This window comes from Variovorax sp. J22R115 (genome assembly GCF_030317005.1).
Lineage (GTDB): Bacteria > Pseudomonadota > Gammaproteobacteria > Burkholderiales > Burkholderiaceae_C > Variovorax.
Window position 1 is genome coordinate 22,848 of the sequence record NZ_JASZYM010000013.1, and the last position, 24,771, is coordinate 47,618.

The window sequence follows — 24,771 nt, forward strand, 5'->3', positions numbered from 1 at the left end:
CCATTCTTGTTCATCGCAGGGCCGGTAAGTTTCCGCACACCCGTCGCCTACCTCCCTGCCCGGGCGTTCAGTGGGTGACGCGGCCCCGCATCGACGCCGGATGGCCCGCAAGCCCGAAGGACTTGCCGGTGTTCACCAGCGTGTCGCCATCCACGCGCAGGATGGTGATGTCCTGGTCGATGAAATTGCCGACGTAGAGGTACTTGCCGTCCGCGCTGAATACCGCGCCTTCGGGCAGGCCGCGCACTTCGACTTCGTTGCCGCGCGTCACCTTCTTGCCGTCGATCTTGAGCGCGACCACCGAGCCGTTGCGGTTGTAGAAGTACGCGTTCTTGGCGGCATTGCTGCCACGCAGCAGGACGGCAACCGCGAACTTGCCGGTCGGGCTCACGGCCAGGCCCTCCGGGCCATCGCCGACCACCACCTTGTCGATGACACGCGGCGGCGTGGCCTCCAGGTCGATCACGCTCACGGTGTCGATCTGCCCGTCGGAGGCCCCCGAGTTGCCGTTGTCGGCGGTGAGCGCGAGCTTGCCGTCCGGCGTCACGTCGACGTTGTAGGGCCAAAGGCCCGCGGCGAGATCGACCTTGTTGTAGGTGACCTTCTCGCCGTTGACATCGAGCAGCGCAATCTTGTGGTTAGGGAACTTGGATGCCAGCGCACGCCGGCCGTCGGGCGTGAAGCGCACATGCGAGACCGACTCGCCGATCGCGACGGTGTCGATCAGCGTGACCTTCTGGCCCGCGATCCGCAGCACGCTGATCGAGTTGTCGGCGCGGTTTGCGACCAGGGCGAGCGTGCCCGCGGGGTTGATCGACAGCCCCGAGGGTTGCTTGCCCACGGCGACGGTGTCGATGAGCTTCGGCGGCGTGGCCGTGAGGTCGATGACGAACAGGCGGTTGTCGGGCACCTGCTTGCGCACGCCGTTTTCCTCGACCACGTTGACGGAGTTCGCGACCAGCGCCAGCTTCTCGTCGGCCGTGATGGCCAGGTTGGTCGGCGGCCCGGCGATGGTGTTGTCCAGCGGCAGCGTGACCAGCGAGCGCGGCGCGAGCGGGTCGGTGCCGATGTCGATCACCTGCAGGGTGTCGCGGCCCGGCGCGCCGAGGACCACGGCGCCTGCGTCGCTCCAGCTTTGCTTCTCGTCGTTGGCGACCAGCATCAGCTGGCGCGACCCGGCGGGCGTCGTGCTGCAGCCGGACAGGGTTGCCGCCGCGGACAGGGTGGCGAGTGCGAGCGCATGAAAGGCGCTAAGGCGTAGGCGCATGGGTGTCTCCGTTGTTGTTGTGCGCCGAGGGCCGGCTGCGGCGCCATCGTAGCGATCAGACCGGGTGCTGGCGACCCTTTTTCGGCAGGCGGCCCGGGCGCCCGGGCTCAGCCCCCGGTCTTGCCCCGTCCCTTGAAGCGCGATTCCAGGAAATCGAGCAGCGCACGCAGCGCCGCGCTGTTGTGGCGCCGCTGGAGGTATGCGGCCGAAAGCCACATGTCGCTGCGCACATAGTCCTGCAGCACCGGCACCAGTTCGCCGTGGTCGACGTGGGGCTGCACCAGCATTTCCGCCATGTAGATCACGCCGAAGCCTTGCATCGCGACCTGGATCAGCGGCGCGGACTCGGTGGCGTCCATGCGCGACTTCACCGGCACGTCGAAAGGCTTGCCGTCGACCTCGAAGCGCCACTGCGGATGCAGGCCGAGGCGCGACTGCGTCAGGGCATCGTGATTCGCGAGATCGCTCGGGTGCTCCGGCTTGCCATGCTTCTTCCAGTACACCGGCGACGCGCACACCACCAGACTGCGGCGCGCCAGCTTGCGCACGATCAGGTTCTCGTCCTCGATGGGGCCGAAGTGGAGCGCCAGGTCGATCGCCTCCTCCGCCATGTCGAGCGTCCGGTTGGTCAGGTGCAGGCTGATGCTGACGTCGGGATAGTGGCCCATGAACTCGCCGATCCACTTCGGCAGGTCGCCCTGCCCCGCCCCGAGGGGCGCTGAAATGCGCAGCCGCCCGGTCGGCCGGCTCGCATGCTCCTGCACCTCCGCCTGGGTGAGCTCGAACATCTCCATCATCGGCTTGCTGCGTTCGAGCAGCAGCGAGCCGGCATCGGTGAGGCTCACCGCCCGCGTCGAGCGGTTGAGAAGGCGCACGCCCAGCCGCGTCTCCAGCTCGGCGATGTACTTGCTCACCGTGGCCTTCGACACATCGAGCTTGATGGCGGCACGCGAAAAGCTGCCGTGCGAGGCGACTTCGCGGAAGGTCCTGATCAGGTCAAGGCTGTCCATGTCTGGGGCGCATTGTCCCCTGTCGTCGAGCCCGTCCCGTAGCCGACCTCCGCCGTCGGCGCGCCACCGCGAAGGATGCGCACCGCGCAGTACTTGAACTCCGGGATCTTCCCGAAGGGATCGAGCGCCGCATTGGTCATCAGGTTGGCCGCCGCCTCGTAGTACGCGAAAGGCACGAACACCGCGCCGTTCGGCGTGCCGTCGTCGCGCCGAACATGGATCGCCACCTCGCCGCGTCGCGACTGGATCGTGACCACGTCGCCCGGCTCCAGGCCCATGGCCTGCAGGTCGGCCTGGTTCATCGACGCCGTCGCGATCGGCTCCAGCGCATCGAGCACCGTGGCGCGACGCGTCATGCTGCCGGTGTGCCAGTGCTCCAGTTGCCGGCCAGTGATGAGCACGAACGGATACGCCGCATCGGGCCGCTCATCGGCCGGGATGATGTCGGCTGGCACGAGCTTCACGCGGCCGTCCGCGGTCGGGAAGCTTTCGATGAACACGGTCGGCTGGCCGGGGTCGTCCGCGCTCAGGCAGGGATAGGTCACGCTGGACTCGCGCTCCAGCCGGTCCCACGTGATCCCGCTGATGGCCGCATGCATGGCCTGGCGCATTTCCTCGTAGACCGCGGCGACACCGCATTCCTCGCCCTCGTAGTTCCACGGCAGGCCCATGCGCCGGGCGATCTCCTGGATGATCCAGAGATCGGGCTTCGCATCGCCCGGCGGGTTCAGCGCGCGCTTGCCAAGCTGCACCATGCGGTCCGTGTTGCTCACCGTGCCGGTCTTCTCGGGCCATGCGCTCGCAGGAAGCACCACGTCGGCCAGCCACGCGGTCTCGGTCATGAAGATGTCCTGCACGACCAGGTGCTCCAGGCTCGCCAGCGCATGGCGCGCGTGGTTCAGGTCCGGGTCGCTCATCGCCGGGTTCTCGCCCATGATGTACATGCCACGGATCTTGTGCGGATCGTCGTCCGGCGCCAGCGCCTTGTGCATGATCTCGACCACCGTGTAGCCGATCCTGTCATCGAGCGGCACGCCCCAGAACTTCTCGAACCACGCATGCGCACCCGCGTCGTCGACGCGCTGGTAGTTGGGGAACGCGATCGGGATCAGCCCCGCATCGCTCGCGCCCTGCACATTGTTCTGCCCGCGCAGCGGATGCAGGCCGGAGCCGGGCTTGCCGATCTGGCCGGTGACGGTGACCAGTGCGATCAGGCACCGCGCGTTGTCGGTGCCGTGCACGTGCTGGCTGATGCCCATGCCCCACAGCACCATGGCGCCCTTGGCGGTCGCGAAGGCGCGGGCCACCTCGCGCAAGGTCTCCGCCGGGATGCCGCAGATCGGCGCCATCGCCTCGGGGCTGTAGCCCTTGACGTTCTCGCGCAATGCCTCGAAGTTGCTGGCACGTTCACGGATGAAGGCCTCGTTCACCAACCCTTCGTCGATCACCGCATGGATGAGCGCATTGAGCATCGCGACATCGGTGTCGGCCTTGAACTGCAGGGTGCGCCACGCGTGCCTGCTGATGTCGGTGCGCCGCGGGTCGGCGAGCACGATCTTCGCGCCGCGCTTCGCGGCGTTTTTCATCCACGTGGCAGCCACTGGATGGTTCGCGGTCGGGTTAGAGCCGATGATGAAGATCAGCTCCGCGTGCTCTACGTCGTTGACCTGGTTGCTCACCGCGCCCGAGCCCACGCCTTCGAGCAGCGCCGCCACGCTCGACGCGTGGCACAAGCGCGTGCAGTGGTCGACGTTGTTGCTGCCGAAGCCGGTGCGCACCAGCTTCTGGAACAGGTAGGCCTCTTCGTTGCTGCCCTTGGCGGAGCCGAAGCCGGCGAGCGCCTTCTTGCCGTGCGTATCGCGCAGGCTCTTGAGCTTGCCGGCTGTCAACGCGAGCGCCTCTTCCCAGGTCGCTTCACGGAAGGCCCCGCTCCAGTCGCCGGGCCGCGGCGCATCGTCGAAGTGCTTGGGCACGCCGGGCTTTCGGATCAGCGGCTTGGTGAGCCGCTGCGCATGATGCGCGTAGTCGAAGCCGAAGCGGCCTTTCACGCAAAGCCGGCTGTGGTTGGCCGGGCCATCCCGGCCCTCGACGCTGACGATCTTCTCGTCCTTGACGTTGTAGGTGATCAGGCATCCCACACCGCAGAAGGGGCAGACCGAATCCACCTTGCGATCGACCAGTTGCGAACCGATGTGGCTCTTGGGCATGAGCGCGCCGGTCGGGCAGGCCTGCACGCATTCGCCGCAGGCCACGCAGGTGCTGTCGCCCATCGGATCGTCGAGGTCGAAGACGATCTTCGAGTCCCCGCCGCGCAGGGCGTAGCCGATGACATCGTTGACCTGCTCCTCGCGGCAGGCGCGCACGCAGCGATTGCACTGGATGCAGGCGTCGAGGTTGACCGCCATGGCCGGGTGCGAGACATCGGCAGCGGGCTGCTCGCGGCGCAGGGCCTTGAGCGCGGGGCGAACCTCGATGCCGAGGCGCTCGGCCCAGTCGCTGAGTTCACCGTGCTGGCCAGGCGCGTTGGGATGGGGATGCTCGGCCTCCGCCACCCCCGCATCGTTCCATTTGTATCCTGCATCCGGCATGTCCGACAGCAGCATCTCGACCACCATCTTCTGGCTCTTCACGGCGCGCTCGCTGGTGGCCTGAACTTCCATGCCGGACGTCACGGCGCGGCAGCAACTCGGCGCCAGCGTCCGCTCGCCTTTCACCTCGACCACGCAGGCGCGGCAGTTACCGTCGGGCCGTAGCCCGTCCTTGTAGCAAAGATGGGGGATGTCGATGCCGTGGCGTTGCGCGGCCCTCAGGATGGTCTCGCCCTCGATGGCTTCGACCCTGCGGCCGTCGAGCTGGAACTCGATCGTCTGCGGCAGCAGTTCCGCGAGCGTGGCGGGCGCGTTCATGCAATCTCCTGCGGGAAGTACTTCTGGATGCTGCGGATCGGATTCGGCGCCGCCTGTCCGAGCCCGCAGATGGAGGCATCGCCCATCACCTGCGCGAGATCCTCCAGCGTGGCGTTGTCCCACACGGGTGCCTGCATCAGCGCGGCGGCCTTGGCCGTGCCGACGCGGCAGGGCGTGCACTGGCCGCAGCTCTCGTGCTCGAAGAAACGCATGACATTGAGCGCGGCATCGCGCGCGCGATCGTGCTGGCTCAGAACCATCACGGCGGCGGACCCGATGAAGCACCCGTGCGGCTGCAGCGTGTCGAAATCCAGTGGGATGTCGTTCATGCTCGCCGGCAGGATGCCGCCCGACGCGCCGCCGGGCAAGTAGGCGTGCAGCGTGTGACCCTCGAGCATGCCGCCGCAGTATTCGTCGATCAGTTCTTGCACCGTGATGCCCGCTGGCGCGAGCTTGACGCCCGGATGCTCCACGCGCCCGCTCACGCTGAAGCTGCGCAGGCCCTTGCGCCCATGGCGACCGAAGCCGCTGAACCATTGCGGGCCCTTCTCGACGATGTCGCGGACCCAGTAGAGCGTCTCGAAGTTGTGCTCCAGTGTCGGCCTCCCGAACAGGCCGACCTGCGCGATGTAGGGCGGGCGCATGCGCGGTTCGCCGCGCTTGCCTTCGATGCTCTCGATCATCGCGGACTCCTCGCCGCAGATGTAGGCGCCGGCACCGCGACGCAGTTCGATCTTCGGCAGCTCGCAGGGCGGATTCGCCTTGAGCTTGGCCAGTTCCGCCTGCAGCAGTACGCGGCAGTCGTGGTATTCGTCGCGCAGGTAGATGTAGCAGGCATCGATGCCGACGATCTGCGCAGCGATCAGCAGTCCTTCGAGGAAGCGGTGCGGATCGCGTTCGAGGTACGTGCGGTCCTTGAAGGTGCCGGGCTCGCCCTCGTCGATGTTGACTGCCATGAGCTTGGGCGCGGGCTGGTCGCGCACGATGCGCCACTTGCGGCCTGCCGGAAATCCGGCCCCGCCCAGCCCCCGAAGGCCCGAGTCTTCCATGGCCTTGATGACGGCTTCGGCGTTCTCCTCGCCATTGACCAGCGCCGCCGCGAGCGCGTAACCGCCGCTGGCGCGGTAGGTGGCGTAGTCGGTGAATGCGGGCAAGGCCTCGACGGCATCGGGCGGCGGCGAGATGCTTTGCTCCGCCAACGATGCGGGCACGAAGTTGGTGGTCGCTTGCACGGGCTCCTGCACGCCGAAAGTCGAGGAGGACGCCAACGCCTGCAGCACCTTGCCGGCCGTCGCCAGCGGCACCGCGCGCTGATGCACGGCCACCGCAGGCGCCTGCTCGCAGCGGCCGATGCAGGGCGCCGAGATCACGCGCACATCGCCGTGGCCCTCCGCGCCGAGCAAGGCAGGCAGCCGCGCGAGGAGGTCCTGCGCTCCGGCCAGTTCGCACGCCAGGCCGTCGCACACACGCACCGTCAGTCCCGGAGCCGCCTCGTCGCCGCGCACGACCTCGAAGTGGTGATAGAAGGTCGCGACCTCGTAGACCTCGGCCATCGGAATGTTGGTCAGCGACGCCAGCGCCACGAGATGGTGGTCGTGCAGGCAGCCGTGCGCGTCGTTGAGCCGGTGAAGGTGCTCGATCAGCAGGTCGCGCGGGTAGCCATCCGGGGGACGCAGGCCGATCAGCGTTCGCACCTGCGCCAATGCGGCCTCCTCGGGCTGCCGCCCCTTGAGCTTGCTCTTGCGACGGATGCGGTCGCGCATCTGGTCGGGCGTGGCGAGGGGAATCGCCTGGATCTTGTCGTGGGTGCCTGGGTGAATCATTTGCCTCGGCCGTGAATTAGGAGTAAGGCCGCACGGGGGCACGGCCTGTCCGACTGTCGGGCGCCCCGGCGCTGTTGGCAAATTGAATCCACACATGAAGTGATTCAATTCGGAAATGACGTGCCGGGCGGCCCGGCACCCTGGCTCAGCCCCGGAGCGAGCCGCTGTGCGCGGCAGCCTCCTGCTGCCAGTCCTGACTCTGGACCAGCGCCAGCGCCGCCTCCAGCGCGCGCGAAGGCCGCACCACCGTCTGGGTCATGAAGCCGATGGGCGTGTGTATCTCCGGCGCCACAAGCGGCAGTGCCTCGAGCTGACCATGGCCGCGAACGGCATCCACCATCGCGCCCGGCAACACGGCACAGACACTGCCCGACACCACGCTGAGGGCCAGGGTCAGCACGGAATTGGTCTCGATGGCGGGCGTCACCGCCGCGCCCGCCGCCTTGAAGGCCTGGTCGACGATGGAGCGGTTGTGCATTTCGGGCGTCAGCAGGCACAGCGGCTGCCGGGCGGCCTCGGCCCAACCGATCGGATCGCCGATGTGCAGGGCCGCCGTACCGGTCCGCGTGACACGGCGCAGCAGAAAATAGTGCTCGATGCTCTGGGGCCAGGCCGTGAGCTTGACATCACGCAGATGCATGCGCTCGGTGTAGCCCAGGGCCATGTCGAGCGACAGGCTTTCCAGTCCCGCTTCGAGTTCCAGCGAACTCATGGTCAGCACGATGGGCACGATGCCCGGATGGCGCGCCTGCAGCCGCGCCGCAAACCGCGCCAGCAGCGGGATGGCGGTCGGCACGGCGGCCATGCGCAGGCTGCCGCGTGGATGGCCCTCCTCGCTCTTCAATAACTGATGCAGGACCTCGTTCTCGTGCAGCATGCGATGGGCCGCCGCCAGCACGGCCTCACCCTCGTGCGTGAACCCGGCGTAGGTGCGGCCGCGCTTGACGATGACCACGCCGAACTCCGCCTCCAGGGCGCGCAGTGCATTCGACAGCGCCGGCTGCGTGATGTGACAGGCCTGCGCCGCGCGGCCGAAGTGGCGATGCTCGTCGAGCGCGACGAGGTAACGCATCGAAGCGAGCAGGTTCATGCGGCAGTGCGCTCGCTCAGGTGTTCTTGCTGACCGTGATGGTCGGGAACTTGGCGGAGAAGTCCTTGGCCTTTTCCGAGATGCCCACCGCGACGCGACGCGCGACGGACTTGTAGATGCCCGCCACCTCGCCGTCGGGGTCCGCTACCACGGTCGGCTTGCCGCTGTCGGCCTGCAGGCGGATGTTGATGTCCAGCGGCAGCGCGCCGAGATAGTCCATGTTGTACTGCTCGGCCATCTTCTTGCCGCCCTCGGCGCCGAAGATGTGCTCGACGTGGCCGCAGTTCGAGCACACGTGCACCGCCATGTTCTCGACGATGCCGAGGATCGGCACGCCGACCTTCTCGAACATCTTGATGCCCTTCCTGGCATCGAGCAGCGCGATGTCCTGCGGCGTGGTGACGATCACCGCACCCGTCATCGGCACGCGCTGCGACAGCGTGAGCTGGATGTCGCCGGTGCCGGGCGGCATGTCGACGATGAGGTAGTCGAGATCCTTCCAGTTGGTCTGGCGCAGCAACTGCTCCAGCGCCTGCGTGGCCATCGGGCCGCGCCAGATCATGGCTTCGTCCTGGTCGACCAGGAAGCCGATCGACATGACCTGCACGCCGTGGTTCTCCAGCGGCTCCATGGTCTTGCCGTCCTCGCTCTCGGGCCGGCGGTCGATGCCCAGCATCATGGGCTGGCTCGGGCCGTAGATGTCGGCATCGAGCAGACCCACGCTGGCGCCTTCGGCCGCGAGCGCAAGCGCCAGGTTGGCCGCCGTCGTGCTCTTGCCGACGCCGCCCTTGCCCGAAGCGACGGCGATGATGTTCTTCACGTTGGGCATCAGCTGCACGCCGCGCTGCACGGCGTGGCTGATGACCTTGGTCGCGATGTTGACCGACACGTTCTCCACGCCCGCCACCGTCTTGGCCGCAGCCACCAGCGCCTTGCGCAGGGCGGGCATCTGGCTCTTGGCCGGATAGCCCAGCTCGATGTCGAAGGACACCTCGCCTTCGTGGATCTGAACGTTCTTCAGCGCCTTGGTGCTGACGAAATCCTTGCCGGTATTGGGGTCGAGGACCGACTTGAGCGCCTGCGCGAGCGCCTCTTGCGTAACTGCCATTTGGAAACTCCTGAATGGCGGCTAGTCTAGTGCGGCGCCGGAGTGCGGCCCGACGGGCGCCCACTTGACCCTGAAGCAGGGCGAAACCCGATTGCGCCTAGATCACTTTGAAGTGATGCGTGCCGTCTGCAGCGAGCTGAGCGACGAGCCCGAATTCCCAGTCCAGGTAGGCTTGCATCGCCTCCGCCGGCGCGTCCGTGCCTTCGTACGGGCGGCGGTAGCGGTCGGTCGCCGGTGTTGCGAGGCGGCGCCATCCGGTTTCCGTCGGCAGGCCGGCAGCGAACCATGCGGCATTGCCGCCCTCCAGCACGACCACCTCGGCATCGCGGCCGCGTGCACCGAGCAAGGCGCGCAGATCGGCAGCCGCAAAGCGCGCGAGCAGGCTGCTGCCGCAGGTCAGCACGTAGCGGCGCGCGGCGGGGATCACGTCCAGTGCCTGCCCCAGTTGCGCACGGATCGCGAACCAGGCGCCCGGAATATGACGCTTCGCGTGATCGGCGCTGGTCGTGACGTCGATCACGGCAATGTCTTCCGACGCGTCCAACGCATCGGCCAGTCTGGCCGGCGTGATCCCGATCACCGACGGCGCAGCCGCATGATCGGCCGGCGCCGCACCCAGCGCACTGCGCGCCGTTGCAGGCTGCGCCTCCACGACGTACACCTCCCACCCCATCTGCGCCAGCCACGACGCCGTCATCGGGGCGCGAACGCCATCGTCATCGGCGAGCACGATGCGTGCGCCGCGCACCGGCACGTGGTGATCGGTTTCCTGCACCAGCTGGCCACCGGGCGCGCTGGCGAAGCCCGGCAGGTGGCCGGCCTCGTACTCTTCGGGCGTACGGACGTCGAAGCGGTGGACCGTCCGGCCCGCCGCCTCGAGCGTCGCAAGCGCATGGGGCCCGATCCAGCGCACGCCTGCCCGCCGCGCCACGTCCTGTGCATTCGCCTGCGCGGCGGCGCGATTCGCTTCGCCCGGCGCAGGCGCACGCCGCGAGGCGCCGTGGTCCAGCACCTGCCCGGCCAGCTTCCAGCCGATGGTCCCGTTGCGCAGCGCAGCGACCGGATTGGGAATGCCCGCATTCACCAGCGACTGCGTACCGATGATGCTGCGCGTGCGGCCGGCGCAATTGACGATGACCCGCGTGGCCGGATCGGGCGCCAGCTCGCGCACACGCAGCACCAGTTCGGCGCCGGGCACGCTGGTCGCGGTGGGAATGCTCATGGTCTGGAACTCGTCGAAGCGCCTCGCGTCGAGCACCACGACATCCGCACGCGCATCGATCAATGCCTTGACCTCCTGCGCCGAGAGCGAAGGCGTGCGGCGCTCATGCTCCACCCACTCGCCGAAAGACTTGCTCGGCACGTTGACGTCGCGGAACAACTCGCCCCCGGCATCGCGCCAGCCCTCGAGCCCGCCCTGGAGCAGGTGCACGCGCGTGTAGCCGAGCGCCGCGAGTCGCTCGGCCGCGAGCGGTGCGAGATCGACATCTTCATGCGAGCCATAGAGCACGATCAACGTGTCGCGGCGCGGAATGCGGCGCCATGCGTCGAGTTCGATCCGCGACAGTGGCAGGTTGGCAGCCCACAGCGGATGGGCCTGTGCATACGGGTCTTCCTCGCGCACGTCGAGCAAGGCGATCTCGTCACGTGCCACGAGATGCGCACGCACTGAGGTGAAGGAGATGAGAGCAGTCATTTCGATGAAGTGGGCAAGCTTGGGGGCGATCCCGAGTATCCGGAGATGAAAGGCTTCCGCCCTCCGTCCGGCGGGTAAGTATGGCGTCGCACCTTGCCGATGTCGGCGCCATAGACGTGGATGCTGATCGACACACGATCGTCGTAAGCGTTGCTGACGCGATGCACGTCGCCAATGGTCGGCGACACGGCCTCGACGTCCCCCGGCTCGAGCCGCACCGGCGAACCCTCGGCCATCAGCAGGCGATCGCGCTCGCGGTAGCGCTGGCTCAGCTCGGCGCCGCGCAGCATGCCGATCAGGCCCCACACCGTGTGGTCATGCACCGGCGTGGCCTGTCCGGGCCCCCAGACGAAGCTCACCACCGAAAAGCGCTCGGCCGCATCGAGATGCAGAAGGTATTGCTGATAGCGCTCGGGATGCGGCTTCGCGAAGGCATCAGGCAGCCAGTCGTCGCGCGCGACCAGGCCTCGCAGCAATGCACCGCCCTCTTCCACGATGCGCGGCTCACCGGGATGGGTGTCGATCAACCGGCCGAAAGCGATGGCGAAATCGCGCAGTCGCGCACTCATCGGGACAGCGCGGCCTTGCCGGCCGTCACCAGGATCGCGTCGTTCTGCGGCGTGTGGATGCGGCTGCAGAGCACATCGCGGTAGTGGCGCTCCAGCGGGTTCTGCCGCGTAAGGCCGTGGTTGCCGCTGAGTTGCAGCGCCAGCTCGACCGCGCGGATCGCATGCGTCGTGACGGTGTACTTCAGCAAGCCGCTCTCCGTGGCGGAGGGCGCGCGGCCCACATCGACTTCGGCGCTCGCACGGTCCAGCAACACGCGGCTGACGTTCAGCAAGGCCTCGATCTCGCCGACGGTCTCCTGCACGCGCGGCAGGCTGGCCAGCGGCGCGCCGAGCCCGCTCGGGGCCCGCCCGTTGAGAAAGCCGACCAGCCAGTCGCGCCCCGCACGCGCCACGGCGTCGTAAAGCGTGCCCAGCAGCACCACCATCCAGGCCTGCTGCATGGCGTGGGCGTCGATGTCGGTCTGGCTGCCCGCATCGGGTGCCCATTCGGCCGGTGCGCGCAAATCGACCGCGTGGTCGAGCGGGATCGCGACGTCCTCGAAGATCACCTCATGGCTGCCCGAGGCGCGAAGTCCCAGGTGGTCCCAACTCGCGACGACGCGAACGCCGGGCGCATCGCGCGGCACCAGGAAGACGCCGACGCGCGGCGACTCCTCGTCCGTGCGGCCCCAGACCGACAGCCAGCGCAGGCCCTCGATGCCGGTGGTGTACAGCTTGTGGCCGCTGAGCTTCCACTGATCGCCCTCGATGCGTGCAGTCGTGGCGGGCAGGCCGCCCCGCGCCGGCGAGCCCAGCGCCGGTTCCACGCGCAATGCGTTGACCAATGCCCCGTCGCGCACGGCATCTCGCAGCACGCGTTCGCGCAGATGCGACGGCCAACGACTGTCGGTACGCCCGATGGCGAGGTGCTGCAGCCAGGTCATCGTGAGGATCAGCGCGGTCGCAGGCTCGCCGTAAGCGACGGCCGCCAGCACGCGGCGCGCGGTTTCAAGCGAGGCGCCACCGCCGCCGTGCGCTTTGGGCGCAACCAGGCTGACGAACCCGTTGGCATGCAGCGCGGCGAAGTTCTCGCGCGGGAAGGCGCCACTGCGATCGTGGTCGGCCGCGGTCTCGGCAAAGAGGGAGGACAACTGCGCGAGGAGCGCGTCGTCCGATTCGGGTGCGGCCGGCGGGCGACGCAGGGCTTGTGAACTCATGGGCCCGGACCTTAACCCCCACCGCGCGCGCGGAAAAAGACGGAAGCCGCATATCCAAACTCGTTTTCCTGCGTTCGCTTTCGAAGACGCGCGCCTTACGGTCACGCCTTTCCTCTAGACGAACGGAAGGCACGAGCAGCCATGAGCGACATCGAATTCATCGGAATGATCCAGGCCCAGAAGGTTTCGGAAATCCATCCCGCGCGCGGCCCCGCGATCGACCGCGACTACGTGCGCGCCTTCGCGCAGGCCCACGAGCAGGCCGGCTTCGACCGGGTGCTGGTGCCGCACCACTCCACCAGCCCCGATGCCACACTGACCGTGGCCTACGCCGCATCCGTCACCGAGCGCATCCATTTCATGCTGGCGCACCGGCCCGGCTTCGTCGCGCCGACGCTTGCCGCGCGACAGTTCGCCTCGCTCGACCAGTTCAGCGGCGGCCGACTCGGCGTGCACTACATCTCCGGTGGCTCGGATGACGAGCAGAAGCGCGACGGCGACTGGCTCGACCACGACCAGCGCTATGCCCGCACCGACGAATACCTCGACGTGCTGCGCCAGGTGTGGACCAGCGACAAGCCCTTCGACCATGAAGGCGCGCACTACCGCTTCAAGGATGCCTTCTCGGAGGTGAAGCCGGCACAGTCGCTCAACGGCAAGCCGCACGTGCCGGTGTACTTCGGCGGCGCTTCGGAGGCCGCGATTCCGGTAGCCGGGAAGCATGCGGACGTGTATGCGCTATGGGGCGAATCGCTCGACCAGGCGCGCGAACTGACCGGCCGCGTGCGGTCGGAGGCGGCTAAGCACGGGCGCAGCGTGCGCTTCTCGGTGTCGTTCCGCCCGATCCTGGCGGAGACCGAGGAGAAGGCCTGGGAGCGCGCCGACAGCATCCTCGCGGAGACACGCCGCCTTCGCGTCGTGCAGGGCTTCGGACGCGGCGGCCCGCAGCAGAGCGAAGGCGCCAGGCGGCTGCTCGCCGCGGCCGAAAAGGGCACGCGACTCGACAAGCGCCTGTGGACGGCGGTTGCGCAGGAGATCGGCGGCCGCTCGAACAGCACTGCGCTGGTCGGCACGCCCGAGCAGGTGGCCGACGCCCTGCTCGACTACTACGAGCTGGGTGTGACCACCTTCCTCATCCGCGGCTTCGACCCGCTCGAGGACGCCATCGACTACGGGCGCGAACTGATTCCGCGCACGCGCGAGCTGGTGGCGCAGCGCCTGGCTGCGCAACGCAAGGCCGCCTGACCGCAACCCCGCTGCGAGCTTCTCCCCACCATGAACAACAAATCCCTTTCGCGCCGCGGCGTGCTGCGCGCCGGCGGCGCCGCGGCCGTCATTGCATCCAGCGGCCTGATCGCCACGCGCGCCTGGTCGCAGCAGCGCAAGCTGAGCTTCGCGTGGAACGCATCGGCCTTCTGCCTTTCGCCCGTGGTGGTCGCGCAGGAGCGCGGCATCTTCGAGAAGAACGGACTGCAGGTCGAACTCATCAACTACACGGGCTCGACCGACCAGTTGCTCGAATCGCTGGCCACGGCCAAGGCCGATGCGGCGGTAGGCATGATCCACCGCTGGCTCAAGCCGCTCGAATCGGGCTTCGACGTGAAGATCGTCGGCAGCTCGCACGGGGGCTGCGTTCGGCTCGTGGGCGTCAAGGAGGCTGGCGTCACCGACCTGCAGAAGCTCAAGGGCAAGACGATCGGTGTGTCGGACATCGCGAGCCCCGGCAAGAACTTCTTCTCGATCCTGCTCAAGAAGAACGGCATCGATGCCGACAAGGACGTGACCTGGCTCCAGTACCCCGCCGACCTGCTCGACATCGCGGTCAACAAGGGCGAGATCCAGGCGATCGCGGATGGCGACCCGACGCTCTACCTGATCGAGAAGCGCAACAAGGGCCGCTACCTGGAGCTGGCATCGAACCTCTCCGGCGAATACAAGGACAAGGTCTGCTGCATCGTCGGCGCGCGCGGCGAGCTGGTGCGCAAGGAACGGCCGGTAGTGGCGGCGCTGGTGCGCTCCATCGTGCAAGCCTCGGACTTCGTGGCGGAGAACCCGAACGAATCGGCCAAGCTCTTCGCGAAGTATTCGCCGAAGGTGCCCGTCGAGGACCTGCAGGCGCTGCTGGGCACTCTGACCCACGCGCACCACCCGGTCGGAAGGAACCTGCGCGACGAAGTGGAGTTCTATGCGCGCGATTTCCGATCGGTCGGCGTGCTGAAGCAAAGCACCGATCCGGCACGGCTCGCGAACCACGTGTCGGTGGACGTGCTGGCATGACGACGGCCGAGAACATCCTTGGCGCGGCGCGGCCTCATGCCGCGCCGCGCCTGCACGCCCGGCGCGACGCGCCGGCCATCGCGACGCCCGCCGTGCTGCGCGAGCCTGCCGTCACGGGCGTCTGGCGCACGGGCATCGTCGCGGCGACTGCATGGCTCGCGCTCGGCGCGCTGACCCTCTCCTGGCCCAACCGCGAGGTCGGCTTCAGCGACTGGAACTTCACGCAGGAGTTCGGTGCTGGCGCGATCGCCGTCGCAGCGCTGCTGCTGGTGGTCGCGTTGCTCGGCGCCCGCGCAGGCCGCATCGGCCGCAAGCTTCGGCCTGCAGGCCATTGGCTCATCGCCGCGCCGCTGCTGCTCTCACTCTGGGAAGTGCTGACTGCCAAGCTCGGCGTGCTGCCTCCTCCCTTCTTCGCGCCACCACAAAGCCTGCTCGACGTCGCCTACGAGGACTGGAGCCGGCTCGGCCTCTCCACCGCGCATTCGCTGCGGCTGCTCGCGCATGGCTTCGTGCTCGGCGCGCTGGTGGGGTTCGCGACCGGGGTGTGGATCGGCTGGTCGCGCATCGCGGGCTACTGGGTGCATCCGCTGTTGCGCTTCCTCGGGCCAGTGCCGGCCTCGGCGTTGCTGCCGCTGGCATTCTTCTTCGCGCCGTCGAGCTACGCGGCGGCCGTGTTCCTGGTCGGGCTCGCGACTTTCTTTCCCGTCGCGGTGCTGAGTTGGTCGGGCGTGGCCTCTGTCAACAAGAGCTACTACGACGTGGCGCGCACGTTGGGGGCGCCCGAGTGGTTTCTGGTGCTGCGCGTGGCCATACCAGCCGCGCTGCCGCAGGTCTTCGTCGGTCTTTTCATGGGCCTCGGCGCATCGTTCTCGGTGCTGGTCACCGCCGAGATGATGGGCGTGAAGGCCGGCCTCGGCTGGTACCTGCAATGGGCGCAAGGCTGGGCGGCCTACGCCAACATGTACGCGGCGCTGCTGGTGATGGCGGTGCTGTGCTCGGGGCTGATCACGCTGCTCTTCGCAGTGCGCGACCGTGCGCTGTCGTGGCAGAAGGGGACCGTCAAATGGTAGACGCCGCAGTCACCACGACGAACCGCGCACCCGCGCCGACCGCCCACGCCGGCGCGCACATCGACATCGGCGACGTCAGTCACTGGTTCAAGCTGCCGACCGGCGTGCTGCAGGTGCTCGATGGCATCGACCTGGAGGTGCGGCCCGGCGAGTTCGTCGCGCTGCTGGGGCCCAGCGGCTGCGGCAAGTCGACCTTGCTGCGGCTCGTCGCGGGGCTCGAACCCGCTACCGCCGGCACCATCACGCAGGACGGCGAGCCCATCACGCGGCCGGATCCGTCGCGCATCGTCGTGTTCCAGGACCCGACGCTCTACCCGTGGCGCAGCGTCTGGGACAACGTCGCGCTGGGCTTGCAGGCACGCGGGCTGCTCAAGACGCAGCGCTCGCGCGTCGACGATGCGCTCAAGCTCGTGGGGCTCACCGAGTTCGCGAAGAGCTTTCCGCATCAACTCTCGGGCGGCATGGCGCAGCGCGTCGCGCTCGCCCGCGCGCTGGTCAATGACCCGCGCCTGCTGGTGCTCGACGAACCGCTGGGCAAGCTCGATTCGCTCACGCGCATCGCGATGCAGAGCGAGCTGGTGAGCCTGTGGCAGCGCGCCGGCTTCTCGGCGCTGCTGGTGACGCATGACGTCGAAGAAGCGCTCTTCCTCGCCAACCGCGTGATCGTATTGAGCGACCGGCCCGCGCGCATTTCCGCGGAACTCGTGGTCGATCTGCCCTATCCACGGCATCGGGGTCATCCCAGGTTGGCCGAGCTTCGACATGAAGCGCTTCGCCATCTCGGCCTGGACGCGACGTGGTGACGATTGCTTGCCCTGAGGCATGAGCGCGCTGGCGGATGCCGCATGGCTGAATCCATTGATCGGGCTGCTGCAGGGCGTGCAACTGAGCTTGCTGCGCCTGCTGGCGTGGCTGGGGCTGGTCGGCTCAAGTCATGGGCAACCCGCGTGGCCGTGGGCGCTCCGGCTGTCGGGCGAGAACCTGCTGATCGATCTCGGGCAGGCGCGGCGCTTGGCGTTGACGCTGGTGGTGCTGGCGCTCGTCGCGCTCCTGCTTCTGGCCGCGCTGGCGTGGCGTCGGCGTCGATGGCTCCTGCTCGCAACGGTGCCATTGCTGCTGGTTCTCGCGCCATGGCCACAACCTGAGGTAGTGCTCGTGCCTGCGTATCCCACGAGCTTTCATCGCTCGCCCACTGGCTTCAGCGCCGAATCCATCGCGCAGGGCCACGCGCTATATGCGAAGCATTGCGTTGGATGCCACGGCGTCGATGGCCGAGGACAAGGTCCGCTGGCCGCGACGCAGCCGGTGTGGCCTCCGAACCTTGCCGGGCCCTTGCTGTGGCGGCGCGCCGATGGCGATCTGCTGTGGCACGTGCTGCACGGCACGATGGACCGGCATGGAGCATCGACCATGCCGGCCTTCGATCGACTCGCAGACAGCGAGGCATGGGCGCTGATCGACTTCACGAAAGCCCAGGGTGCCGGGCAGAGCCTGCGCGCGACCGGCGTCTGGAGCCAGCCCATCGGCCTGCCCGACGTCGTCGTCCGTTGCGAAGGCCGTGAACCGCGTCCGCTCTCGGCTTGGCGTGGACAGCGCCTGCGCATCGTTGCCGCGGGTTCAGCGACCGCCCCGCTCGAAGACCCGCGCATGGTCACCATGCAGCTTCAAGCCTCTGCGGTCGCGGCACTGCCGCGCGTGGCGGGCTGCGTGATTGATTCACCCGCGGCGTGGGAGGCGTTCGCATTGATCGCCGGCACTGACCGACTGGCCGGCACGCAACTGCTGGCGGACCGCGATGGCTGGCTGCGCGCGCGCAGTGCGCCGGGCGCCGCCGGCTGGTCGGAAGACGACCTGCTGTGCCGCGCCGCCACCGGGCCCGGCAGCACGCCGGACGACCCAGCGCCCGCCGACGGCCTGAGTGCGCTGATCGCTCGCATGGATGCCGAGCCCGTGCGTTTCCTCAAGGGCGGCTTCGTCCACTGACCTCTTCCGCATTTCCAACTTTCAAGGAGTCCTTTCATGACACAGGCATCCCGCCGTCAATTCATCACCCACACCCTCGCCGGCGCAACGGCGCTCGCCTTGCCGACGGCCCTGCTGCATGCGCAATCGCGCCCAGTGCTCAAGGCAGGCGACCAGAAAGGCGGCCTGCGTGCGCTGCTCGAAGCGGCAGGGGGACTGGAGGGCCTGGCCTACGACATCCAATGGTCGGAATTCCCGGCCGCCGCGCCGCTGGCCGAGGCGCTCAATGCAGGCGCCGTGGACTCGGGCCCGATCGGCGATGCGCCGCTGATCTTCGCGCTCGCGGCCGGCACGCGAGTCAAGGCCATCGGTGCGAACCGGTCCGACTCCTACGGCACGGCCGTTCTGGTGCGGCCGGATTCGCCGCTGAAGACCGCGGCCGATCTCAAGGGCAAGAGCATCGCGACGAACCGCGGCTCCATCGGCCACTACGTCTCGCTCAAAGCCATCACCACCGCAGGCCTGAAGCCGGAGGACGTCAACTTCCGCTTCCTCGCACCCGCCGATGCCAAGCTTGCGCTGACGCAAGGCTCGGTCGACGCCTGGGCGACCTGGGAGCCCTACACCGCGCTGGCCGAGACCAGCCACCACGCGCGGGTGCTGGTGAGTGGGCGCGGCCTGCTGCCGGGCCTGAGCTACCTGGCTGCGACCGATGCGGCGATCGCAGCCAAGCGGCCGGTGCTGCAGGACTTCCTGCAGCGGGTGGTGAAGGCCCAAGCCTGGTCGTACCGCAACGTGGACGCCTTCTCCGCCACGCTCGCACGCATCATCGGCATTCCGCCCGAGGCCGCGAAGCTGCAATTCGAGCGCCGCCAGCAGAACTGGGTGCCCATCGACGGGCAGGTGATCGCCGATCAGCAGCGCACGGCGGACTTCTATCACCAGGTGGGGCTCATCAAGCAGCCGCTGGACGTGCGCCCGACTTTCGACGCCGGCTTTGCGACCAGCGCCTGATGCCCCACGTCCCGGCCAAAGATGATTTTCCTATTTGGAATCAACGAATCGGTCGTTCCCCGATCTGATGCCTCTGCGGACAATGGCCCGACACGCCCCTGGGGGCGCCGTTTTTCGTTCGAGCATCATGAATTTCCAACAACTGCGCTCGGTGCGCGAGGCCGTTCGCTGCGGCTTCAACCTCACCGAAGTCGCCCACACGCTCCACACCTCACAGCCCGGCGTGAGCCGGCAGATCCGCGAACTGGAGGAGGAGCTGGGCATTGAACTCTTCGTACGTGCCGGCAAGCGGCTCACCGGCCTCACGGAGCCCGGCGGGCATGTGCTTCCCATCATCGAGCGCATGCTGATGGAGAGCACCAACCTCAGGCACGCGGGGCAGGAGTTCGTCGCGCGCCAGAGCGGCCTGCTCTCGGTCGCGGCCACGCATTCGCAGGCGCGCTATGCATTGCCGGTCGCGGTGCAGGAGTTTCGATTGCATTTTCCGAACGTGAAGCTGCATCTCCACCAGGGTTCGCCGAAGCAGATCGCGCAGATGCTGCTGAGCGGCGAGGTCGACGTCGGCATCGCGACCGAGGCGCTGGGCGACTACCCGCAGCTCGTGGCCCTGCCCTGCTACCGCTGGACGCACTCGGTGATCGTGCCGCCGGGGCATGCGCTGCTCGACGCGCCGCTCACGCTCGATGCGCTCGGGCGCTATCCGCTGATCACCTACGACACCGGCTTCACCGGCCGCACGCGCATCGACAAGGCCTTCGAGGACCAGGGGCTGGCGCCGAACATCGTGCTGACCGCGATGGATGCGGACGTGATCAAGACCTACGTGCAGCTCGGCATGGGCGTCGGCATCGTCGCCGGCATTGCCTACGAGGCCGAGCGCGACACGCAGCTGCGCGCGCTCGATGCAGGCGAGCTGTTCGGCATCAACCTCACCAAACTGGCGGTGCGGCGTGGCAACTACCTGCGCGGCTACGTGCACGCCTTCATCGAGTCGTTTGCGCCGACGCTGCCGCGCGGCGTGGTGGAGCAGGCGCTGGCGGACGACGCGCCGGCGCAGATCGACATCTGACGGGGTGCGCGCACTGGCTTTCATTGCTCCTCAGCACGAAACTAGGGTTTACCCTATAATCGAGGCAACGCACTCATTCTGGAGTCCCCAATGTTCACCGTTTTTCTCTGCCTTGTTGCCGTAGCTGGCGTCGTTGCTTCTGGTTATGTGACCTCGAAGAAGCTGGACGAGCTTCACTGACAGACAGATCCCAGTTGTCTCCTCCATCGTTCCTTCGATGGATTAGCCCCCGCGCAGCAATGCAAGGGGGCTTTTTTCTGGGCGCGGCCTTCTCCGAGCCGGCCTGCGGATGCGCTCGACGGCCCTGAGCAAGGTCAGGTTCAGCACATCGCGCTGCGCGTGGCTCCCGCCGAGCCGGTGCGCCAGCTCCGACAGGCTCGCCAGCAGCGTGATCGCGAGCGTGTCGTTGCCGTGTCCGAAAGCAATCAGCGCCCGGCACGACGGCAAGCCGACCTGCCGCGTCGATTCGCCGTGGCGCGTCGGCAGCGCCTGTGACCTGACCAGCGCCCGTTCGAGCTGCCGTGAACGATCCCAGTCGCGGGCGCCGACGAATGCCAGCATGGCGTGCAGATCATTGAAGCTGCAGAAGCCGTCGTCGATGTAGGCGCCCCAGGCCGTCGCGAGCTCGGCCCAGCGCCGGCCCGGGTCACCCCCCGCCAGTTCGAGCCGCCACAACAGCGCGGAGGCGTCGATCAGGTCCGCTATCTCGCAGGACGGCTGGGCGCGCACCCGCTGGTCGTACAGCTCCAGCGCCTCTTCGAAGCGGCGCTGCGCAACGTGGAACAGTGCCACGTGCCACCAGCCGTGCGTGGCGACGACGGTATCGACGCTCCAGAAGTCACGGTGCGCGTTCATCCAGCGCAAGCCCGCGTCGACTCGTTCGGACATCTCGAAGACATGGGCCATCGCATGGTGCGCCCGGGCGTCCAACGGGTTCAGGGCCAGCGCAGCGCAGGCGACATCCTCGGCGCGTCCGTACTCGCCGCTTTCCTCGAGGCTGAAGGCATGCATGGCCAGCACCGCGTGATGGCCCGGCAGATCGCGCGACCAGGCGGGCATGACCGACGCCACGCGGTCGTGCATGCGGGCGACGTCGCCTGTGATGTGATCGAGCATGTGAACCACCTGCAGTGCGAGCACATCCAGCGGATGCTGCTTCAGCACCTCGCCGAGCCGGGTCTTGGCGCTTGCGTAGTCGTCGCCGAGCGCCGCGGCGATGGCCGCCAGGTGCAGCCGCTCGCGCGGATTGGCCGGAAGGCCGGCCGCGCGTGCCAGCACCGGCCGCGCCAGCCGCACCTTGCGTGGATCGCGGCTGCCGAGCAGCAGGTAGGCCTGCAGGGCATGCGCCATCACAAAGGCCGGCGCCTCCTGCAGTGCGACTGCAAGTGCTGGCTCGACGCCGCTGCGCCAGCTCTGGAACGCGGCGAGCGAGCGCTCGTACGCTGCCAGGGCCGAGGGTGTGGCGCCGGTGACGCTGCACCCGCGTGCGTCGATGCTGCTCATGGCCCGGCCTACCGGTGCGGCGACGCGGCCGGGGCGATGTTCAGGTTCATCCGGAACAGGTTGTCGGGATCGAAGCGCTGCTTCACCGCCTGCAGGCGTTCGTGGTTCGCACCGTAGCTGGCGGCGACACGCTCGGCCTCGTCCTCGGTCAGGAAGTTGACGTAGCCACTGCCGGTGGCGTGCCGCGCCGCGGCCTCGAAAACCTCGCGCGCCCAGGCGCGCACCCGCTCGTCGTCGCCCGCGTCCCTCCAGCGACCGTGCACATTCATGATGTAGTTGGCATCGCGGCCGGCAAAGGCGGTCGCATCCTGCTTGACGCGCGCCATGGCCCCGCCGAGCTGGGCCATGAAGATTTCGCATTCCGGCCCCGGCACGCGTTCGGCCGCCGCGAGGACGAGGTCCAGCGCCTCGTTGCTGAGCGTGTTGAAGTTGTTCGACTTCCAGTAGTTGCGGGCGCCCGGCGTCAGCAGTGGATCGAAGGCAGTCTGGAACCCGGCATAGGGCATCGGGCCCAGCGCGGTGCCGACTGGCTCGCCGAAGCGCAGCACCGGCGCGGCGGCGCGTTCCCCGTCTTCGACACTGCCGCAGTGCACGAGCGGAAGGACGACGACGTTCGTGCCATGGACAGATTCGGGCAGGAAGGGCAGCGGAGGCGCCTTGCGCAGCACCACCCAGACGCTCAGCTCGTCGGGGGCCTGGGTGGTGAAGTCGCGCCATGCGCGCAGCACCTGTTGTCCCTGCGTCGCCGGATAGACGACCAGGCCGGCGTACAACTCGGGGCCGACAGGGTGGAGCCGGAACTCGAAAGAGGTCACCACGCCGAAATTGCCGCCGCCGCCGCGCAGGGCCCAAAACAGGTCGGGCTCCGAGGTGGCCGAGGCGACGCGCACGGCGCCGTCGGCGGTCACGACGGTGGCGCTCAGCAAGTTGTCGACGGTCATGCCATGGCGGCGCGTCAACCAGCCGAAGCCGCCGCCCAGCGTGAGCCCCGCCACGCCGGTGGTCGAATTGATGCCGAGCGGCGTGGCCAGGCCGTGCGCCTGCGCTTCGCGATCGAAATCCTTGAGCAGCGCGCCCGCACCGACACGCGCGATTCGCTTCTCGGTATCGACGTGGATCGCGGACATGCCCGACATGTCGAGCATCAGGCCGCCCTCCGCGACCGCGTTGCCCGCGATGTGGTGGCCGCCGCCTCGCACGCTGATCAGCATCCGATGCGCGGCGGCGAAGCGGACCGCGGCCTGGACGTCGCCTTCCGTCAGGCACTTCGCGATCAATGCGGGGCGCCGGTCGACGCTGCCGTTCCAGACCTTGCGCGCCTCGTCATAGGCAGGGTCGGCGGCGTCGAGGACGCCGCCGCTGAGCTGCGCAGCGAATGCCGAGAGGTCCGGCTGCCGAACTTGCCGGACGTCCTTGTCCAGCGTAAGGTAGGTCACGGTTTGCATGGAGTGCTCCTGTATGAACGCATCGAAGAACGGGCCGCCGCGCATCGGTTGCGAGGGGTGGGTCCATTCTTCTTGCCTGCCTGTTGCCGCGCTTCACCCCGCGTCCTCGACAGTTGACTGGGCGTCCGCCGTTTGCGTTGCACGGACCGAAACACCGCGGTGACACCCGGATGAGCCAGGACACGCTGTCGGACGTACTGCAGGGCGTGCGTCTGCGCGGCGCCGTCTTCTTCAGCATCAGCGCCAGCAGCGACTGGGCGGCCGAGGCGCCTTCGGCGAGGGAGCTCGCGCCGCTGCTGATGCGCGGCGTGGACCACGTGATCGAATACCACGCCGTCGCACAGGGCAGCTGCTGGGCCGGCATTCCCGGGGGGCCGTCCGTCCAGCTCTTCGCCGGCGATGTGGTGATGTTCCCGCACGGGGATGCGCACGTCGTGTCGAGCGCTCCCGGGATGCGCGGCGACAGCGACTTCAACTGGTACGCAGACATGGAAGCCGAACGGCTGCCGCTGCGCCTGGCCTACATCGGTCAGAACGTCCTGCGCGCGGCGCCGCCGGATTCGGAGGTGGACACAAGCATCGTGTGCGGCTTTCTCGGTTGCGACCTGCAGCCTTTCAACCCGCTGATCGAATCGCTGCCGCGCATGCTGCACCTGCGCGCCACCGACGAGGACGCATGGATCGCGAAGTTCACCCAGCAGGCGGTGGCCGAGTCGCATGCGCAGCGTGCCGGCGGCGAGGCGATGCTGGCCCGCATGAGCGAGATGATGTTCGTCGATGCCGTGCGGCGCTATGCCGATCACCTTCCCGCACAGAGCGCGGGGTGGCTCGCGGGGCTTCGCGATCGCTTTGTCGGCCGTGCGCTGGCACTGATGCACGCGCAGCCGGCGCGCGACTGGACCCTCGACGAACTCGGACGGCTGGTCGGCCTGTCGCGCTCGGCGCTGCACGAACGCTTCGTCCTGATGCTCGGCATGCCGCCCATCCAGTACCTGACGCAGTGGCGCATGCAGCGGGCGGCGCGCCTGCTGATCGAGACCCGCGACACGGTCGCCACAATCGCGCTCGAGGTAGGCTATGACTCCGAGGCTGCGTTCGTGCGGGCTTTCAAGCGCCTGGTCGGAAAGCCGCCGGGAGCATGGCGCCGCGAGCGCGACGCCCATGCCGTCGCATGACGGCCGGGCAGCCGGTCAGGGCTCCGGCCCCAGCCGCTTGACCATGCGCACCGCGTCCTCGACGTCTTCGTAGTAGCCCGGGCTCGTGCCGAATTCCGTGAAGCCGTGGCGGCCGTAGAAGGACTTGGCCGCCACATTGCCAGCCCTTGCCTCCAGGCGAATGGTGCGGATGCCGGCGACGCCCGCGGTGGCTTCCAGCCAGGCCAGCAGGGCCGATCCGAGTCCGCTGCGGCGCTGCGAGGCCTGCACCGCGAACAGCGAGATGTGCGCGTCGTCGTCCCCGTACTGCATGATCGCGAAGCCCAGCAGGACGCCCTGCCTCCGGGCCACCACCACGTTGGTCGCCTCGTCGCGGATGCTGCGCCGCACCCGCCGTTCGGTCCAGCGCCACGACAGACCGCGCTCGATCGCATCCCGCGACAGCTCCGCAATGTCCTGCGCGTCGGCTGGCTGGGCGAGGGTGATTTCGAACTCGGTGATCACGGGGGAACCTGGGTTGGCGCGAAGACTATAGCCCGCCACCTAAAATGCGGCTCCTCCCGCTGGCTCTCGCGCCAGCCGCAGTCCGTCCCGCAGTTTCCTCCTCTCCCC

20 protein-coding genes are annotated in these 24,771 nt (G+C 68.2%); 8 read left to right on the forward strand and 12 right to left on the reverse strand.

Annotated elements, in window-relative coordinates; all coding sequences use genetic code 11:
• Nucleotides 1-67: 67 nt before the first annotated feature.
• The 9 genes from QTI04_RS22395 to QTI04_RS22435 all read right to left on the reverse strand — a co-directional run bounded on the left by QTI04_RS22395 (nt 68) and on the right by QTI04_RS22435 (nt 12,665).
• The gene (locus QTI04_RS22395; RefSeq protein ID WP_286617627.1) at nt 68-1,267 is read right to left on the reverse strand and encodes a YncE family protein; all 1,200 of its coding nucleotides are present in this window, start codon (nt 1,265-1,267) and stop codon (nt 68-70) included.
• A 107-nt stretch (nt 1,268-1,374) separates the two neighbouring features.
• Nucleotides 1,375-2,277: a LysR family transcriptional regulator gene (locus QTI04_RS22400; RefSeq protein ID WP_286617628.1), complete on the reverse strand. Its 903-nt coding sequence runs from the start codon at nt 2,275-2,277 to the stop codon at nt 1,375-1,377.
• Nucleotides 2,259-5,183, reverse strand: coding sequence for a formate dehydrogenase subunit alpha (gene fdhF, locus QTI04_RS22405; RefSeq protein WP_286617629.1), 2,925 nt, complete (start codon nt 5,181-5,183; stop codon nt 2,259-2,261). Before fdhF ends, QTI04_RS22400 begins: the two co-directional genes overlap by 19 nt.
• On the reverse strand, nt 5,180-7,006 hold the full coding sequence (locus tag QTI04_RS22410) for an NADH-ubiquinone oxidoreductase-F iron-sulfur binding region domain-containing protein (RefSeq protein WP_286617630.1): 1,827 nt from the start codon (nt 7,004-7,006) through the stop codon (nt 5,180-5,182). The genes fdhF and QTI04_RS22410 overlap by 4 nt, the downstream gene beginning before the upstream one ends.
• A gap of 145 nt (nt 7,007-7,151) precedes the next feature.
• Nucleotides 7,152-8,096, reverse strand: a complete 945-nt coding sequence (locus tag QTI04_RS22415; protein WP_286617631.1) for a LysR substrate-binding domain-containing protein — start codon at nt 8,094-8,096, stop codon at nt 7,152-7,154.
• 16 nt (nt 8,097-8,112) lie between these two features.
• A complete protein-coding gene (gene apbC / locus QTI04_RS22420) occupies nt 8,113-9,204 on the reverse strand; it encodes an iron-sulfur cluster carrier protein ApbC (protein ID WP_286602007.1) in 1,092 nt (363 codons plus the stop codon).
• Between the two features lie 97 nt (nt 9,205-9,301).
• The gene (locus QTI04_RS22425) at nt 9,302-10,900 is read right to left on the reverse strand and encodes a rhodanese-related sulfurtransferase (protein ID WP_286617632.1); all 1,599 of its coding nucleotides are present in this window, start codon (nt 10,898-10,900) and stop codon (nt 9,302-9,304) included.
• Entirely contained in the window at nt 10,897-11,469 is a 573-nt protein-coding gene (locus tag QTI04_RS22430; RefSeq protein ID WP_286617633.1) for a cysteine dioxygenase, read from the reverse strand. The genes QTI04_RS22425 and QTI04_RS22430 overlap by 4 nt, the downstream gene beginning before the upstream one ends.
• A complete protein-coding gene (locus tag QTI04_RS22435) occupies nt 11,466-12,665 on the reverse strand; it encodes an acyl-CoA dehydrogenase family protein (protein ID WP_286617634.1) in 1,200 nt (399 codons plus the stop codon). The genes QTI04_RS22430 and QTI04_RS22435 overlap by 4 nt, the downstream gene beginning before the upstream one ends.
• A gap of 141 nt (nt 12,666-12,806) precedes the next feature.
• Between QTI04_RS22435 and QTI04_RS22440 the strand changes: the two genes are divergently transcribed.
• The 7 genes from QTI04_RS22440 to QTI04_RS22470 all read left to right on the forward strand — a co-directional run bounded on the left by QTI04_RS22440 (nt 12,807) and on the right by QTI04_RS22470 (nt 20,057).
• The gene (locus tag QTI04_RS22440; RefSeq protein WP_286617635.1) at nt 12,807-13,910 is read left to right on the forward strand and encodes an LLM class flavin-dependent oxidoreductase; all 1,104 of its coding nucleotides are present in this window, start codon (nt 12,807-12,809) and stop codon (nt 13,908-13,910) included.
• Between the two features lie 30 nt (nt 13,911-13,940).
• Nucleotides 13,941-14,942, forward strand: coding sequence for an ABC transporter substrate-binding protein (locus QTI04_RS22445; RefSeq protein ID WP_286617636.1), 1,002 nt, complete (start codon nt 13,941-13,943; stop codon nt 14,940-14,942).
• On the forward strand, nt 14,939-16,012 hold the full coding sequence (locus QTI04_RS22450; protein ID WP_286617637.1) for an ABC transporter permease: 1,074 nt from the start codon (nt 14,939-14,941) through the stop codon (nt 16,010-16,012). Before QTI04_RS22445 ends, QTI04_RS22450 begins: the two co-directional genes overlap by 4 nt.
• Entirely contained in the window at nt 16,006-16,815 is an 810-nt protein-coding gene (locus QTI04_RS22455) for an ABC transporter ATP-binding protein (protein ID WP_286617638.1), read from the forward strand. Before QTI04_RS22450 ends, QTI04_RS22455 begins: the two co-directional genes overlap by 7 nt.
• Before the next feature lie 19 nt (nt 16,816-16,834).
• A complete protein-coding gene (locus tag QTI04_RS22460) occupies nt 16,835-17,995 on the forward strand; it encodes a cytochrome c (protein ID WP_286617639.1) in 1,161 nt (386 codons plus the stop codon).
• A gap of 36 nt (nt 17,996-18,031) precedes the next feature.
• A complete protein-coding gene (locus tag QTI04_RS22465; protein ID WP_286617640.1) occupies nt 18,032-18,988 on the forward strand; it encodes an ABC transporter substrate-binding protein in 957 nt (318 codons plus the stop codon).
• Nucleotides 18,989-19,115: 127 nt separating this feature from the next.
• Nucleotides 19,116-20,057, forward strand: coding sequence for a CysB family HTH-type transcriptional regulator (locus tag QTI04_RS22470; protein ID WP_286602025.1), 942 nt, complete (start codon nt 19,116-19,118; stop codon nt 20,055-20,057).
• A 222-nt stretch (nt 20,058-20,279) separates the two neighbouring features.
• Here the strand turns inward: QTI04_RS22470 and QTI04_RS22475 are convergent, their stop codons facing one another.
• A complete protein-coding gene (locus QTI04_RS22475; RefSeq protein ID WP_286617641.1) occupies nt 20,280-21,560 on the reverse strand; it encodes a tetratricopeptide repeat protein in 1,281 nt (426 codons plus the stop codon).
• A gap of 8 nt (nt 21,561-21,568) precedes the next feature.
• The gene (locus QTI04_RS22480; protein WP_286617642.1) at nt 21,569-23,005 is read right to left on the reverse strand and encodes an FAD-binding oxidoreductase; all 1,437 of its coding nucleotides are present in this window, start codon (nt 23,003-23,005) and stop codon (nt 21,569-21,571) included.
• A gap of 170 nt (nt 23,006-23,175) precedes the next feature.
• On the opposite strand from QTI04_RS22480, the gene QTI04_RS22485 reads away from it, so the two are divergent.
• A complete protein-coding gene (locus QTI04_RS22485) occupies nt 23,176-24,180 on the forward strand; it encodes an AraC family transcriptional regulator (RefSeq protein WP_286617643.1) in 1,005 nt (334 codons plus the stop codon).
• Nucleotides 24,181-24,195: 15 nt separating this feature from the next.
• On the opposite strand, the gene QTI04_RS22490 is transcribed toward QTI04_RS22485, so the two are convergent.
• A complete protein-coding gene (locus QTI04_RS22490; protein WP_286617644.1) occupies nt 24,196-24,663 on the reverse strand; it encodes a GNAT family N-acetyltransferase in 468 nt (155 codons plus the stop codon).
• Nucleotides 24,664-24,771 lie beyond the last annotated feature (108 nt).

Excerpts from the sequence above, each read along its gene's own strand:
- QTI04_RS22410 (WP_286617630.1), bottom strand. The coding sequence starts at position 7,006 with ATGATTCACCCAGGCACCCACGACAAGATCCAGGCGATTCCCCTCGCC.
- QTI04_RS22485 (WP_286617643.1), top strand. The coding sequence starts at position 23,176 with ATGAGCCAGGACACGCTGTCGGACGTACTGCAGGGCGTGCGTCTGCGC.
- fdhF (WP_286617629.1), bottom strand. The coding sequence starts at position 5,183 with ATGAACGCGCCCGCCACGCTCGCGGAACTGCTGCCGCAGACGATCGAG.
- QTI04_RS22425 (WP_286617632.1), bottom strand. The coding sequence starts at position 10,900 with ATGACTGCTCTCATCTCCTTCACCTCAGTGCGTGCGCATCTCGTGGCA.
- QTI04_RS22400 (WP_286617628.1), bottom strand. The coding sequence starts at position 2,277 with ATGGACAGCCTTGACCTGATCAGGACCTTCCGCGAAGTCGCCTCGCAC.
- QTI04_RS22450 (WP_286617637.1), top strand. The coding sequence starts at position 14,939 with ATGACGACGGCCGAGAACATCCTTGGCGCGGCGCGGCCTCATGCCGCG.
- QTI04_RS22480 (WP_286617642.1), bottom strand. The coding sequence starts at position 23,005 with ATGCAAACCGTGACCTACCTTACGCTGGACAAGGACGTCCGGCAAGTT.
- QTI04_RS22475 (WP_286617641.1), bottom strand. The coding sequence starts at position 21,560 with ATGAGCAGCATCGACGCACGCGGGTGCAGCGTCACCGGCGCCACACCC.
- QTI04_RS22460 (WP_286617639.1), top strand. The coding sequence starts at position 16,835 with ATGAGCGCGCTGGCGGATGCCGCATGGCTGAATCCATTGATCGGGCTG.
- QTI04_RS22395 (WP_286617627.1), bottom strand. The coding sequence starts at position 1,267 with ATGCGCCTACGCCTTAGCGCCTTTCATGCGCTCGCACTCGCCACCCTG.
- QTI04_RS22415 (WP_286617631.1), bottom strand. The coding sequence starts at position 8,096 with ATGAACCTGCTCGCTTCGATGCGTTACCTCGTCGCGCTCGACGAGCAT.
- QTI04_RS22430 (WP_286617633.1), bottom strand. The coding sequence starts at position 11,469 with ATGAGTGCGCGACTGCGCGATTTCGCCATCGCTTTCGGCCGGTTGATC.
- QTI04_RS22445 (WP_286617636.1), top strand. The coding sequence starts at position 13,941 with ATGAACAACAAATCCCTTTCGCGCCGCGGCGTGCTGCGCGCCGGCGGC.
- apbC (WP_286602007.1), bottom strand. The coding sequence starts at position 9,204 with ATGGCAGTTACGCAAGAGGCGCTCGCGCAGGCGCTCAAGTCGGTCCTC.
- QTI04_RS22455 (WP_286617638.1), top strand. The coding sequence starts at position 16,006 with ATGGTAGACGCCGCAGTCACCACGACGAACCGCGCACCCGCGCCGACC.
- QTI04_RS22440 (WP_286617635.1), top strand. The coding sequence starts at position 12,807 with ATGAGCGACATCGAATTCATCGGAATGATCCAGGCCCAGAAGGTTTCG.
- QTI04_RS22465 (WP_286617640.1), top strand. The coding sequence starts at position 18,032 with ATGACACAGGCATCCCGCCGTCAATTCATCACCCACACCCTCGCCGGC.
- QTI04_RS22435 (WP_286617634.1), bottom strand. The coding sequence starts at position 12,665 with ATGAGTTCACAAGCCCTGCGTCGCCCGCCGGCCGCACCCGAATCGGAC.
- QTI04_RS22470 (WP_286602025.1), top strand. The coding sequence starts at position 19,116 with ATGAATTTCCAACAACTGCGCTCGGTGCGCGAGGCCGTTCGCTGCGGC.